Genomic DNA, 14,713 nt, shown 5'->3' with positions numbered 1-14,713 from the left:
CTCATACGTTACCCGACACGTCGATGACGATAACGGCAATGCGCTTGCGCATATCTTGCGGGATGAGATCGATCAGCATCTGCTCCATTTCCGCTGCCGTTTGGGGGCGGTTTCGGCCGCCGGACGGCGCGGGTATCGGGCTCGGCCTCTTGTCCCCGAACCAGAAGACGCCGTAAACGCCAAAGCCCTTGGCTTCTGGATCTGGCGTATAAAATCGCTCGAGCTGCCCCTCGATCGCTGTCCAGACCTCGGCATGATAATCGCGCTTCAGCTCGCAGAGGATTTTGACGGACGGAACCGTGACAGAAATGTCCGCCCGTTTGTCGGCGACCATATGCCCTTCCGGCTCAACGGTGATCCCGAGCGGCTGCAACGATGGGCGCAGAAGATCAACGAGGTGATCCCGGCACGCTTCCTCCGGGCGCGGGGCCGACGTGCGTGCATACTGATCGAGATTCCAGAAGCCCTTGAAGATATCGGTGTTGGTTCGCGCGATGCGATGTTTCAGGTCATGGAGGTGAGCGACCAGCAGCGCATGCAGATCGGCTGCGGTGGCCGGGCGCCCATTCTCCAACGCGGCGATGGTTTCGCGCCAGTCGGGCCGGTCGTATTCGGCGTCCCTGCGGCGCTGGCGCTGGTTGGCGAGCGCGTGGAGGAGATGAGGCCGATAGGAAGCAAGCGCGCTATTGGCGGTCAGGCGTTCCAGGGCCTCAGTTGCTGCGCGGCTGGGAGAAGCAGAAAGGGTGCTGATGAGATTGCGGATCCATTGCGCGGCGTCCCAGGGATTATGATCGCCGCTCCAACCGTCTGAAGGGAATGGGGCTTCCGGATAAAGACTTCCGGCGAGTGCCGTGAGAAATTCCAATATGGCCAATGACGTGTGCGACGGTTGCGCGTCGTCGGCAAATCCTGATTTATCGCGGAGATCGAAGATGAACCCCGGTTTAACACTGGCGCGCTGCGTGACGGCGGTTTCGAATTCGGAAGGAGAAAGAACATACGCGGTGGCGAGCCAAAGATCGCGCTGGCGTTCGCTCAACGCCGTGCCCGCAAGGAGGCTCCGGGCTAAGGCAAGCATGCGGGCATGGGCCGCCGGCCTTTTAGCCGCGGCGTTCAGCAATTCATCGACACGATACGGATCCGCGTTGGGAAATTCGCGCAAAAGATCGAGCACGATATCGATGCGATTGGGCTCGAAAGCGGCATCGGTCAACAGCTCGTGGACGCCGTCCGCAATCTGCTCGTTGCGCGAAAGCCGGAGGCGCGCCGCGGCAAGGTAGGCTTCCTTCGCGAGATCAGACCGGTGCTCCGTCACCGCCCTGCGCCAAGGCTGAGCGCTTGACCGGCTTGCGTCCTCCTCATTCTTGGGCACGGGATTGGTGAGGTCGAAGACCAGCATGCCCTTCAGAAAATCATCCGTAAGTCCGGCAAGCCCTTGGCCGGTGGAGCAGCGCTCGTTGAGCCCGGCCGTCAAGGCGTACCACCAATCGTAACGCTTGTGGTCCGCAGTGAGCGCCATCACATCCGCAAAACTCGGAAGGTCGTTGCGCGATAAGGATGCTATCAGGGCCTCAAGCGCCGCTTCGCGCCGCTCCTCGCCGAACCACGCGGCAAGTCGCGCGTGTGGTATGGCGTTTCGCTCGGTATCCTTATACAGCGCGAAATAGATCCTGCCGAGGTGTGCAAGCCAGCCCGCATGAGCGCCGCTCCGTATCAGGGCCGCATCTTGATCGAAGTCCTGCCGCTGCTTGTCCCGCGCGGCGCTTGGGTCGCGATTGCGCTTTGGGAGCCGTGAAAGATATTTGTCCGGAAGGTTTGTGACGATGGCCTTGGCGCGGGCGTCCGCCAGGCGCGCCTCGGTGTCGGCAAGTGACCAGAGGCGCGTAAATACATCGTCGGCATGCGGCTGCGTCGCGTGAATGCAAAGCGCAAGCGCGAACTCGAAAAGGAGAAGCTGGCGGTCACTGCCTGCAGCAGCCGCGCTGAGTTCCTCCATCAGCAGATCGAGCAGGGCGTCGGTGCCGATCTCAAACAAGATGGCTTCACGGAATGTGTTGAACGCGTACCAGCGCTGTTCATCGACCGGCACGGTGCGGAAGAAATGGCGCGCGATCTCGGCTAGTCGCTCGGGCGTGGTTTGCATCGCGGCGCGTAATCCGCGCGCGCGGCCTTCGCCATCCTTGAACGCTGCGCGCTTTCTCAACCAGCGGAGCGCGCGTTCGGGATTGACAGTGCCGGGGGCCTCCCAAGCGCGAACAAGAAGATGGGCATAGAGCGAGGCAACTTCCCAACGGCGGCGATCAAACCCGCCACTCTCGCGGTCGGGGAAGTCCATTCCGTCCAGGATGGTTGGCAGGTCGGTGAGCGGCAGATGATCGTGCAGAGCCCAGAGCGTTCCCGTGCCGGCCATATCGCCACTTTCAAAGCAGTCATTGACCAGGGCGACGACGTCAGTAGCACCATACGGATCGCCGTAAAGCGCAAGCAGCGCTTCGACCCGAAGACGGATACCGTTCACGCTCTTGCCAAGCTGCCCATAGGCATTGCGCAGAGCCGTCTTGCCTGCGGGCCCCAGGCGTACCAGCGCGGCGAGCGCGCGTGCCCGCTCGGCGTAAGGTGATGCTTGCCGCCCCACCACGGCTTCGAGATCGGGCAGCATCTCCGGCAGCGGCGTTCCCAGCGCGAGCGCATCCAGCACCACGGAGCGAATTCCAAAGCTCGAAGCAGGATTCTTGAGAATGGCTTGGAACTCGCCCACCATGTCTTTCCGCGCGAGTCCGCCGATGGCTTTGGCCTGCCAGTTGCCCGACCGAAACCATGGATTTTCGTTCGACAGCCGGTCGAGCGCCCGGATGAGGCACGCGCAGGCGGAAGGCGATAAGGAAGCTGCATCGCCGTACGTCAAAATACCATAGGGGTCCGTCTCGATCAGGTCGTTTGCGCGTTCGGGCAAATGAATTGCGAGCCATGCATGAAGACCGCGCAGTTCGGATGCCGGATGTCCATCGACGCCCGTGAGCACCGTGACCCGGCCGAACGGGAGCCCCTGGCGAATGCGTCCGGCGAGGAATTCGGCGGCAAGAAATTCGGCGGTGGTGCGGTGCGCGTAATCGACGGTCTCAGGTTCGGACCCGGCATCGAAGATCCGCCGGCCAAGTGCGGCCTGCACCCGTTCCGGCGGAAAAAACGTCACCGTGCGATAGCCCGGAATTTGTTCGGTGCCTTCCTGATCAGTGAGACTGACGGCATCCACATCGCTGATCAGGCGGGCGGCGCAGACACCGCCAGCCGCGGGCCGCAAATCGGTTACCGAGAACGAGCCGCTGCCGGAACGCGCGCGCTCCTTGTCGAACTCCTCCAGCATGAGCTCGGTCGACAGCTCGAAAAGTTCTTTGCGCGTTGCGGGCCAGCTTCCGGTCTGGACGGCGCGCCGCAGCATGATGAGATTTTGTGGGTTCTCCAGGAAGTCATCGAGGTTTCGCTCGGTCGCTTCGGTCTGGAATGCCTCTGCCGCGCCGGGGTCGAGACCCTCCGCCGCCAGCACGGCCAGCTGCTCATCGCGGGAAAGACTTTGGAGCAAGAGAACCGGCGGCTCGCCTTGCTGCTCGAAATACGGTTGAAATCCGGCAAGGTCGCTCTCGCCCAGCCAGTCGGCTACGCGGCACGAGATCCTGACCTTGCCGGGATTCGCCGCGAAGAGTTTCTCGACTATCTCATCGACGGTGTCGCGGTCGGCGCGCCCCGCGCGTTTTTCGTCGAGGCCATCGATGAACAGCGCCTGGCCGCGAAGGCGATCGGCGGGAAGGCTCAAAAACGCGCGTGCCTTCAAAAACCGTCCGCCTTCACGCTCGGCCGCCTGCTTAAAGGCATGCGTTTTGCCTGCGCCGGGATCGCCAAGCAGAACGAGGTTCGGACTGGCCGCAAAGTCGGTGAAGGGCCGGGCGTCGGCATCCTGCGGTCGGTCGGATTTGAGGTTGAGTTGACGAACGATACGGGTCATGGCGGGATCATGCGGCTGCAAGGACGGTCGACTCGCCCAACGAGGTTTGTGAGCTTACCATTTCTGAAGATTAGATGCTTCTCTCCGGACGACCGGAGCATCCCAATCGGGAAACACCGCTGGCATACAGGGCAGATTGCCCGCCGCGTCCCGCGTCACGCGGAAGAGTGCTTTGATCGCGTCCTGATCGGCGGTGATGCTGTAGCATGCACATGCTATTGCAGATAATCCTTCTTCAGCCGGTTCAAATCGCCGGCGGCGACTTTGAGTTGGGCCGTGGATGGCGGCGTGTCGTCATGCGGGCCGGGCGTCACGTAGCCATAGGCGGCGTTGAGTTTGCCTTTGTGGGAGGGGTCCTGCGTCAGAAGTGCGAGGGCTTGGGCGCTGAAATCGCCATAGGCTTTGCCGTCATAGTCCGTGATGGACGCCATCGCATCGCCATTGGCGTGACGCGATTTGACGATGAGCTCCTTGCAGAAGCGCTCGATAATCCGTCGTAGCCGCGTGGCGCCTTCTTTGCGTTGGTCGCTGTCTTGCGAATTGATGAAAGGGCGTGCTTGCGCAAGCATGGTCGCGAGCGCATCGCCCTGGTCCCGGATCTCGCTTCCGGCAACGGGGTTTTCGCGCACGATCTGGAACTGAGTGGCACCACGGTGTTCCCAGCGATGGCCAATGTCCTTCCAGCTCTTATGATCCTGCGTGATGACGATGACCTGCAGGCCGGCATCCAGCAATGCCTCGATGACGGATGAGGCAAAGTTCGGCCGGAAATCATCGTCGCTGGTGAGAACGGGGTCATCCAGCACGACGAAGCCCGCCCCGCCATCAATGGCGCGCGCGAGAAAGAGCGATAAGCCCAGACAGTGGAGTTGCGATTGGCTGAACACCGCAACGGCGTCGCGAAGCTTGATGTCGCTGCGGTCCTCCTTGGCGCTGAGCGCCACTTTGACGTCGACCGTTCGCCGCGTCTTGGCTCCCCGGCGTTGTACCCCGCTGAAGAAGGTCGGCTCGCCCGGGCGAAGTCTCTCCCACCAAGCGAGGACATTGGCGCTAAGATCGGTGAATTTCTCGTCGGCGACCTTACCGCTGGCGGCGTCGATCTCACGCAGAGCCTTTTCCAGCGCCTTGACCGTTTGGTGATGCTGCCGGAGTGCATCAAGCGCCTGGAGCGTGCCCGCAGGATCGCGCGCGAGGGCAATCAATTCTTCCCAGCCGCTGGTATGGCTGCTCTGGTCGACAGACGACTTCACGCCACCACTGATGGCATCGATGGCCGCCGCGTAAGCCGCCGCGGCCGTTTCAAGCTGGGGAAAATACTTAGCGGCCTCCTCGAGGCCGTGCACAAGTTCAGCGCCCTCGTCCCAGGTCGCGATATTCTTGACGGCGGCCTCGATCCTGCTTCGAAGGGCGGCGATGCGATCACTATACCGTTTCGCCGTGCGCCAAAGCGCACGCGAGGCCGCGGCCCAACGGCGCGTGCCTTCGACATCATTGGACGAGGCTTCGACGCGCTTGACGGTAAAGCCGCGCGTTCGCCTTTCGGCTGCAGTGATCGTCATGAACCGCGGCAACGCTGCAAAGGCGGCGCTGCTTAAGGCGGACAATGCGGCGTCCGTTGCCCGTAAGGCGGCGAGCGCTGCTTTTTCCGCCGCCTGATAGGCTTCGTTGGCGTTGAGTTGTTCGCGCAGGAAATTTACACGTTCGGGCGTCAGCGTGCTTGCGGCGCCGCACAGCGGACAGTCCATAGGTTCCGAACACGTATGAATCGCAGGGATGGAGAGCGCGCTCTGAAAAAGGGCGACGAGCCGCTGTGTTTCGCTGGAAGTTGCGGCCTTCTCGCGCGCAAACGCGGTCAAGGTATTATCCGCAAGGTTCGCGGTCGGATCAGTCCATGGCGCGAGCGGCTTGCGGCCGAAGAGATCTATCGGAAACGCCTGGGCGCGCCGCGCGGTGAGTTCTGATTCAAGCTGGTCGATGCGCTCGCTCAAGCTCGCCTTGGCAGAAACGCCGATCGCGGTGAGGATCGCTTGCAGTGCGCCCGCGAGAGCCCGTTCGATCGCCGGCTTTGTCTTCGCGTTGCGGATCGTCTTCAATGGTGCGGTCAGCTCGGCGATGCTCTCCAAGGCGGACAGGTTTTTGATTTCCGCGCTCGAGGGCGCCGAAAGTTCGGCAGGAAGCATCGCGACCGCGGCCCGGAAGTCTTCGAGGTCTTGCGTGTCCAGCACGGCGCGAAAAAAAGCGGCGCGGTCCGTCGGTGATGCCGTGAAGACGTAACCAAGCGTGTGTTGCGCAAGGACCGGTGCCCGCAAAGGCGGAAGAAGAAGGCGTAAGCCAAGGCGCGTCTCGACATCGGCTTCCGTGCAAGGCGCGCCGTCGATCTCAAGCGTACTGACGCATGACGTGCTGCCGTCGTAGTCAGCGGTGAGCGTCCGGCGAAGCCGACGGCAGACGCCATCAGGACAAACGAGATGCGCTTCAACGAACACCGCAACCGTATCGGGTATGTGGGCGTTGCGGAGCGCACGCGAAAATTCGTCTTTGGCGCTGGCCAGCAGTTCGCGCCGTGCAATGTGGCCGGTCAGGAGAAACTCGATCGCTTCTGCGAGGCTGGTTTTGCCCTGGCTGTTGCCGCCCCACAGAGCCACCACGGAATCCGGCAGCGTGAAGGACTGTGGGCTCGCGCCGAAACCGCGGAAGCCCTGGAGATCAATCCGTTGGATGCGATGCTTCATCTTGGCTCTGTTTCTTTGGAAGCATGATCTTGAACGGCCGACAGGATACGTGCCTTCGCTTGCTCACGAGGACCGTTGCGCCATGCATCAAGCAGAGCGGCGGCCAGCGTATCGGGCTGCAAGTGACTTTGCAGTCGGCCGAGATTCGTGAGATCCGGCGGCGGCGGAGGTGTTGCTGGAGGTTCAGTCGGCCCTGACATGGCTTGCTCTTTTCGAGGCGGGAGGGAGAAAGGGAACAACCGTAGGGCGAAGGCTCGCAAGACAAAAATGACGGTCGGAGCGCGATCGCCCTATATACCCACAGCTTCCACGACCGCGGAATTTAGTTAACGAAATCAAAGGTCAAAGGATCGTTTGACTCCTATCGTCCGAAGAATGTTCGTTATTTTTTCTCACGGTTCGTTTGTCGGAACACTCGCTATGTCTCGACTGGTTCCCGCTCCTTATCACGCTACGACGCGACTCCCGCGGAACCGCAACTCGTCTATCGGCGCGATCGACCCCGCTATCGATCCAGATCGAAATTACTTTCAGCCGTTGGATGCGTTTCCACGCACTGCCCCAGTCAAAGGACCAAGGAAGAGCCTTAGCAGCCAGTGCCGTCCGATCGGCTAAGGCTTCAGCTCGTGGTTATGGGCGCATCCGCAGTTCGGCGATGTCGTGCAACGGACCCAGCTCCAGATCGATGAACCCGGACGCCGCCTTGCCGAAGCCCGCGAAGAGAAAGCGATATTCTCTTTGATACCCGATGCGCGGGTGTGATTCGTTCTGTGAATACCGGGGTTTGAACCGGGTATTGGCGGAGGGAGGCAATCGCCGTATATTCGTCTGGCACATCTGTCCGCCCACAGGCCCAGTGGCGGAGGATGCGTTTGGCTAAGGGGGTGCGGCTACGCCCCACCCTTTGACTACCGGGAACGCTCCCGGATCACGATTGTCCTTGTACCAGCGCGTGGTACCGAGTGCAGTAGGGCCTCGGCTGCACAAGGGATGATCCCAACGAACTTTCCGTGTCTGGCACGGTACGTGGGATTATTCCTATGAAGACAATCGGCTGGGCCGCAATCATCTATACAGTTCACGACGCTTACACCTTCGGTGCGCTTTGCCTGCTTATCGCTGGCGAGATCGGCGCCGCATATCTGCGTAAGCCGGCTCGCCGGCATGCAACGAATACTAAGAATCGCGCCTTAAGCTGATGTTTACTTTGAGCGGCTAATCTCAGGGTGCCGAACCAGCTTTCTCTTTCAATTTCAGAGGCCTCGGTGAGCACATCAAACCGGAATGTCCAAAACTTGGACGTACTGTTTCTGGACATGGAGCGTACAAATGTTGGGCATTGAACTGCCTCAGTGGCGCAAGCGTCACCGCCTCACCCAGGATGGACTGCGGATGGAGCTGGGGATCGGCTCACGCCAGACCATCATCACCTGGGAAAAATCGGACAAGCCGCTGCCCCGGATGGTGGAGCTCGCACTCCTCGCCCTGGAGCATTTGCCTGAGAACCGAAAGGTAGACGGATTCCGGTACGCCACTCCCGATTACCCCGAGCAGCGGGCACGGCCCACGTTCTGATGAAAACACTCGGTTGGGCAGCGATCATTTATAACGTCCACGACGCCCTGACGTTTTGCGCCGTGTTGCTGCTCATCGTCGGAGAATGCACTGCCACGTACATCGCCCACCGCAAGCCTAAGCGGAGGTAGCCGTTTTAGCTTTCTTGTCCGCGGCTAACTTGGCATCAGTTGCGACCACGATGTGACTTCCGCAGGAATACAGGGCGCTGGTCACCATTTGAGTATCGTTCATATCCCGGATGGATTGCTTCTGCCGTTCATTTTCTGTGAGAGCGAGGTACGCTTCCCGCGCAGCGTCACACCTGATTTGGATTTCCTTGTCGTCGAGCGAGTGCGCCAGCTCATTTCGGACCCAAGAGCAGAGCGTGAGTAGCTGCCACATCGGTTGGCCGACCTCGGGGGGATCGAGGCGCTTGCAGTACTTGATCTTGTCCGACGTGAAGAAATAGCGCTTGGTGTCTTTGCCGTAGGCTTCTAGTAGTTCGATCATAAACCGCTCGACGGTGATTTGCGCCTTCACAACCCCCAGGATCATTTCATCGGTTCGTTTTACTTTCTCTGTGAACCGCTCATGGGCCTCTTTGAAAAGCCGGTCGCGTTCATTCGGCTCAGGATCGTCGAGAACGACCCATTGAAACTCGTCCATCACTCCCTCCCTGGTTGAAAGGACCCATGACATAATTCGGGGGGTAGTTCACCGTCTTTGCGGTCGGCGCGGCCATGAAGAAGGTACACGTAGGATCAGAGGTAAAGCTCCCGAAAGGCGGATGTCTTTTATAACGGACGAATTTCTCGACCTCCCGGACTGGCGCCATCCGCGCCGATTTGACCCTCTGCACAACTCCTTCAACCCTCTCGCGGATCTACGCCAAAGCGTGCACGATCTTTGACATCTTTGATGCGCTATTTGTCGGCGGCCTGGCCACCCAAGCCATCGACTTGGCTCGGATCAGATCCGCCCGCGCGAAGTCCCGCTCGGGCAGCGCGTAAAATCCTGATGCTTCGGTGTTTCTTGCTCGGCAAGTCGCTGGAGCCAGCAGCAGTCACGGACGGTTCTGCCCAGAATCTAGTCGAGGCACCGTTCCGGCAGATCGCCGATCTTCACTCGATGGCTCAACCCACCCGTGGAGACGATGTAGCCCATCACGCCGTCCTTCGATTTGACGAATGCCAACGTAGATTGCCCACTGGCGAACGAGATTTGTCCAGACGCGATTTCCAGCGTAGTGCTTTCTCCGGCGTAGCAATGGAGCGTGATCGGGCGTTCCGTGACCTCGATCTCCAGTGCGTAAGTGAATGTGATATCCTTCACTTGGAAGCGCTGGCCGAGAGCGTCGATGACGTAGAAGCCCTCCATCGGTGCAACGATTTGACCGTTAAGGGTCTGGCGGATGTTCCGATTGCGGGCCTCCGGGGGCAATTTGTCCATGATGAGGGATTGAATACCTTCGCCGGTGTAGGGCGTGCCGTCAGGAGTATAGACCGTGGATGGATTCGCGACCTTTTGCTCGCTTTCCATCACGCGAACGCGACCCTCGATCGCGGTGAAGTTGTGGAACAAGCCGACGATTGTGACAGTGCGAATCCACTCAAAGGATTCCGCCTCAGCTAACTCCATGCACGTCAGGTTCAGTGCTTTGGCCTTGGTGCGGGCCGTGCTCGTAAAGCCGTTGGCGGCAACTACGATTCCGTGGTGAATTCCAGTCTTTTCGCACTTTTTGGCGAAGGCCTCGATCTGAGGAACTCCTACCTTTCGCCCTTGGTCCCTGCACTCAATGGCGGTCAGATTCGGCCCGTGATGGGTACGACGGATAATCACCACGTCATGTTCACGAAGCCGACTGGTGTCCTTGTCGGGCAACCTTAAGGAGGAAGCGACGGTAACTCCGTCCTGGTGCGCGAACATACGCTCCAAGATGGCGACGAGATTATGGAATCGCTGACCAGGTCGTTCAAGAGAGACGATTTCTTTCACGGCGCAGATCGTACCCCTCAAATTACAGAAGTTTCTCGAAATTACGGCCGCTTTGCCGGAGGTGGCACAACTGGTACTGGGCTTGGCGTGACGCCTGCGGCGGGGCTCGAAGGTGGGGGCGATGCATCGTATAAGGTGTGCACGCCGGCGACAACGAGAGCGATGACCAACACCGCATACACAACAAGCAGTACGCCGCGCGTCTCACGATAGTTTTTCATCGCTTGTTCGATCGGCGTTTCCGCAATTTCTTCCCGCTCGCGAACCGAGATGTAGTTATAAAGGCTCTGCATCCAGCTCCGCCGGGAAGAAGCCTGGCTTTCGAAAAACGCCCCATTGATCCGCCACTGTAACGCGAACGACAAACCGACGAATATTGCGGCAGCAAAATAGAACAGGGAGGAGATGAGAGGACCAGGCGTCTTGGCCGCGTCACCCAGGATCTTCAATATGAAAGGCGCCGCCGAGACGGCCAAGTCGCGCCAGAGTGTCGCCGCAAGATCCTGCGCTCGTTGTGCGACCTTTTGTGTTTCATCAACAACCGTTTTGCGGAGATCGGCCAGCGCCTTCAGAGTCTCGCGGCTCGACGATTGGACGTGAGCTTCATAGGCTGCCTTGGCCGCTTCGAGCGCTTGGTCCAATGTCGTGACAAGATCCTGCTGAGGACGGCTCGCCCGAGCCAACTCGCCGGAAAAGAGCAGGTGGCGTGCCTCGATATCCGTCCCCGACAGAAAAACCCAGGTTGCGGCTTCAGTCAGTCGAGAACGGGCGCCAGGCAGGGCAGCGTCATCGGCTTTAATGCGATAGATTGGAGGCGTCGCTGCCGCCTGCAACCAGACTTGGCCATCCTCGAGCCAGGCGCGGGAGACGAGACCGCCTAACAATCTGCGGGCAGCCACCGCTTCCCATGCTTGATACCCTGGCGATGAAGCTGCTGGTGCGGCCACCAGCATCCAAGGATTGAGATCGGTGACGACCTCACGATCCGGAACAAAGTCGCGGACATAGCGAGTAGGATCGATGCGATCAAGCAGGGATTCCGGAGGCGGAACCGGCTGCGCCAAATCCCATGAAACGACTTCCAGTCCTCGCGCGCGAAATGCCTGTGTGGAATTGAAATCGACGATCGCGAGACGGGGCAGGACAGACCGTTGCGTCAAATAATGTGGAATGCTGGATTGGAAAATAAAGAAGGCACAAGCTGGGGCGGCTGGCTTTCCAAGCGTGATCACGATCTCGCGTGCCGCATCGAAGACATCCGCCGTGACGAGATCGCCACCCAAGGCCGGATTATAAACTTGCAATGATGAGAACGGCGATGGGACTTCGTCGGCGAAGGCGAGCCAGGCCACCTGCGCACCGGCGGACGGCAGCCGCCCTCGCAACACAAGGGCATCAACACGTTCGTCCGCCGAGGCGCCGTTCGCGACTAGCTCACGAACGCGTTCGACCAGATGTGTTGAGTTCGAAGTCATCGAGTGTGATCTTGTCCTTGATGATGATCTCGCCCCTGTCGGGATTCACCGAAATTACAGACGGCGTCAAACCGACGGGGAAGGTAAGTTTGACCCCGCTTGCCGTCTCGACGCGGCGGTTTCTGGGTGCCTGAATCGCGTTCTTTTGGAGGACGAACGACTCTCCTGCCATTCCTTCACGTTTCAGCCTTGCCTTGAAGTCGGTCACGACCGGGCTGTCGTCGGGCAGCGGTCCGAAAATGCTTTTCAGCCAATTTTCAGCGCTTTCGCCTTCGACTGAACCACCTGACTGGCTGGCATCGTAGAGGCGTTGCGCCAGATTTTTCATGGTGTCCTGCGGAAGAATGTCTTTGTGCTTGTAGGCAATGTTGCGCGTGACATCGACGATTGCCTTGGTCAGTTCCTCCTCCGTTCGCTGGCGCCGCACCAGCAAGAATCGCTCAAAATAAGCCGCAGGCCGCTGCGGATTCTGACGATCGACAACGCAGATTTCGTCGCCGTCTTTGCGCAGCTTGATGAGCGCGGCTTTCTGCAAAGCGTTGCGATTCTGAACAAAGGTCCGCTCGATTTCGCCGAAGGTCGGCCGGGGCTTTCCCGAACGTCCGCGGCTGATATCGTAGTCGTAGGTAAGAACCTTCTCGTCCTCGAATTTCAAAAGGGCAAACAGCCGGCCGCTCGAGCAGGACAGCGAGAAGATAAGGAAGGCGCCGACAGCCGTGCTGCCTCCGTGAGCTTCATTGAACGCCGTTGCGAGCTTCTCGCTTTCCTCCTGGAAAGTTGCTTTATCCCGGCCGATCCGTGCGAGCTGCGCCCGTACCGGTGAGTCCGCGAGGAATTCGTATCGATTTCCACTGTTGACCGATCCGACGCGGCCAAGGAAAAAGGGCGCGTGTTGGCCGGCATCGAAAGCCGTCAGTAGCTGAAAGTGTTCCTCTCCGGGGCCGACGATATGGAATACGCTCTGGTCAATGCGCAGGCTTTCGAGCTCCTGCTCAGTAAGGAAGGCCATAAATCACCCTAGAACAAATAGAGAACATTGGCAACCGTGCGATTCTTTTCCAATTATGTCGCATCCCGTTAAGAATCCTGCATTTTTGTCAAAAATTCCACTTGGAATTGTGACCCTGGCTTAATTAGCGTAATGCGCGGGCAGCTCTTCGATTTGCTGAACCTTCGGAGGGTCTTCACGGCGCCGCGAGGTCGATGCTGCAATTCGGTAGCGTGAATATTTTTCGTAAAATTTTGCTTGCGGGAAGCTTTTTCATGATGTGAAATCTAATTTCGGCCAGAAGGCGAGATGGCAAAGAAATTCACGACCGAGAACGTTTTTCATGGATTGAGCCCATGCCGCTACAGTTTTCAGGCCCTGTGAGCGTTTTTCATGATCGGAGGCTGCCAGAAGCCGCCGTTCCCGCCGGCTACGCAGCGCTGATCGACGCCTACAGGCTGTCGGTCCCGATCCCACGCGTGCTTTCCGCCATCGGCACAAAGCACCGCATCGTCGAGCATGGGGGATGGCGCATCTACACGCCACGTCATGCGCCGGACGCCAGCCTCGAGGGACATCTCACCTTCGCGCTCAAGAACGAAGGACTAGACCTTGCCATCCTGAAGCGCCTCTTCCTCGCCGTGAACGAGGACAAGATTGCGGGCCTTGTGAGGCAGAAGCCGACTGGGCTCTACTCGCGCCGCATCTGGTTTCTGTATGAATGGTTGTTGGGGCGCGAGCTCAATCTGCCCGCAGCAGACAAGGTCTCCTACGTCGATGCCGTCGATACCGAACTCCAGTATGCGAGCTCCGGACAGAACTCGGTACGGCACCGCGTCCGCAACAACCTGCCAGGCACGCCGGACTTCTGCCCGCTCGTTTTCAAGACGCCGCTACTTGCGGAATTTGTGGCAAAGGATCTCAAGGAGCGTGCCCGCGTCGTGGTGAGCCAGGTCCCGAAGGATCTGCTCGCCAGAACCGCCGCATTCCTGCTCCTCAAGGACTCGAAGTCGAGTTACGTCATCGAAGGAGAAAGACCACCACAGGATCGCATCCAGCGGTGGGGCAAGGTCATCGGCGAAGCAGGACGAGCGCCACTCGACGAGGCGGAGTTTCTGCGCCTGCAGCGGATCGTCATCGGCGATGAGCGCTTCGTCAAGCTCGGCTTCCGTAACGAAGGTGGCTTCGTCGGCGAGCACGACCGCGAGACGCAAAGACCCATTCCGGATCATATCAGCGCACGCCACGACGATATCGCCTTCCTCGTGCGCGGATTGATCGCGTTCGATCAGGCGGCGGAAAATGAGCTTGATCCTGTCATTGCAGCCGCCGTGCTGGCTTTCGGGTTCGTCTACGTTCACCCGTTTGAAGATGGGAACGGCCGCATTCATCGATACCTGATGCACCATGTTCTGGCTCGGCGCGGCTTCAATCCTGCCGGAATCCATTTTCCGGTTTCGGCAGCCATTCTCGACAAGATCGGCGAATACAAGGACGTGCTGGAAAGCTACTCGAGCAGATTGCTTCCATGCATAGGATGGGAGCCGACTCCAAAGGGTAACGTCAAGGTCCTGAACGATACCGCCGACTTTTACCGCTTCTTCGATGCAACGCCACATGCGGAGTTTCTGTACGAATGCGTGCAGAGGACCATCGAACAGGATCTTCCGAGGGAGACCCGGTTCTTGCGGAGTTTCGATACATTCCGGGCAGGCGTTGAAAACATGGTCGATATGCCGGAACGGACCCTCAATAACCTCTTTGGATTCCTGCAGCAGAATGAAGGGCGTCTTTCAAAGCGCGCTCGCGATAATGAATTCTCCCAGCTGACGCCAGACGAAGTCACGAAGATCGAGGGTCTCTATCTCGAGGCCTTCTCGGACGAGCCTGGAACGGAGAGCTGACCGTGTGCCCGCTATGAAAATATGACCAGGGTCGCCTGGGCCGTGAGCTTTGATATTAGGAG

General features: G+C 59.4%; 9 protein-coding genes. 3 read left to right on the top strand and 6 right to left on the bottom strand.

The window, feature by feature from the left end:
* Nucleotide 1: 1 nt before the first annotated feature.
* Together eruA and AC5V87_RS33465 are read right to left on the bottom strand one after the other, a co-directional pair.
* Nucleotides 2-4,000: an NACHT domain-containing antiphage protein EruA gene (gene eruA, locus AC5V87_RS33470; protein WP_495369056.1), complete on the bottom strand. Its 3,999-nt coding sequence runs from the start codon at nt 3,998-4,000 to the stop codon at nt 2-4.
* Nucleotides 4,001-4,215: 215 nt separating this feature from the next.
* Entirely contained in the window at nt 4,216-6,732 is a 2,517-nt protein-coding gene (locus AC5V87_RS33465) for an AAA family ATPase (protein ID WP_495369055.1), read from the bottom strand.
* 1,040 nt (nt 6,733-7,772) lie between these two features.
* On the opposite strand from AC5V87_RS33465, the gene AC5V87_RS33460 reads away from it, so the two are divergent.
* Together AC5V87_RS33460 and AC5V87_RS33455 are read left to right on the top strand one after the other, a co-directional pair.
* Nucleotides 7,773-7,931 carry a hypothetical protein gene (locus tag AC5V87_RS33460; RefSeq protein ID WP_495369054.1) on the top strand — a complete coding sequence of 53 codons (159 nt, stop codon included), beginning with the start codon at nt 7,773-7,775 and terminating at the stop codon, nt 7,929-7,931.
* Between the two features lie 130 nt (nt 7,932-8,061).
* Nucleotides 8,062-8,307 (top strand): hypothetical protein, encoded by a 246-nt coding sequence (locus tag AC5V87_RS33455; protein ID WP_370154210.1) that lies wholly within the window; start codon nt 8,062-8,064, stop codon nt 8,305-8,307.
* Between the two features lie 117 nt (nt 8,308-8,424).
* On the opposite strand, the gene AC5V87_RS33450 is transcribed toward AC5V87_RS33455, so the two are convergent.
* The 4 genes from AC5V87_RS33450 to AC5V87_RS33435 form a co-directional block, all read right to left on the bottom strand.
* Nucleotides 8,425-8,955 carry a hypothetical protein gene (locus AC5V87_RS33450; protein ID WP_495369053.1) on the bottom strand — a complete coding sequence of 177 codons (531 nt, stop codon included), beginning with the start codon at nt 8,953-8,955 and terminating at the stop codon, nt 8,425-8,427.
* Nucleotides 8,956-9,375: 420 nt separating this feature from the next.
* On the bottom strand, nt 9,376-10,284 hold the full coding sequence (locus tag AC5V87_RS33445) for a restriction endonuclease (protein ID WP_495369052.1): 909 nt from the start codon (nt 10,282-10,284) through the stop codon (nt 9,376-9,378).
* Nucleotides 10,285-10,325: 41 nt separating this feature from the next.
* On the bottom strand, nt 10,326-11,759 hold the full coding sequence (locus AC5V87_RS33440) for a hypothetical protein (RefSeq protein ID WP_495369051.1): 1,434 nt from the start codon (nt 11,757-11,759) through the stop codon (nt 10,326-10,328).
* Nucleotides 11,719-12,768, bottom strand: a complete 1,050-nt coding sequence (locus tag AC5V87_RS33435; RefSeq protein WP_495369050.1) for a nucleoid-associated protein — start codon at nt 12,766-12,768, stop codon at nt 11,719-11,721. The genes AC5V87_RS33440 and AC5V87_RS33435 overlap by 41 nt, the downstream gene beginning before the upstream one ends.
* Before the next feature lie 335 nt (nt 12,769-13,103).
* Between AC5V87_RS33435 and AC5V87_RS33430 the strand changes: the two genes are divergently transcribed.
* On the top strand, nt 13,104-14,651 hold the full coding sequence (locus AC5V87_RS33430; protein ID WP_495369049.1) for a Fic family protein: 1,548 nt from the start codon (nt 13,104-13,106) through the stop codon (nt 14,649-14,651).
* Nucleotides 14,652-14,713: the final 62 nt, after the last annotated feature.

The organism is Bradyrhizobium sp. SOJA106 (assembly GCF_059448745.1).
This window is presented reverse-complemented; position numbering and strand designations above follow the sequence as displayed.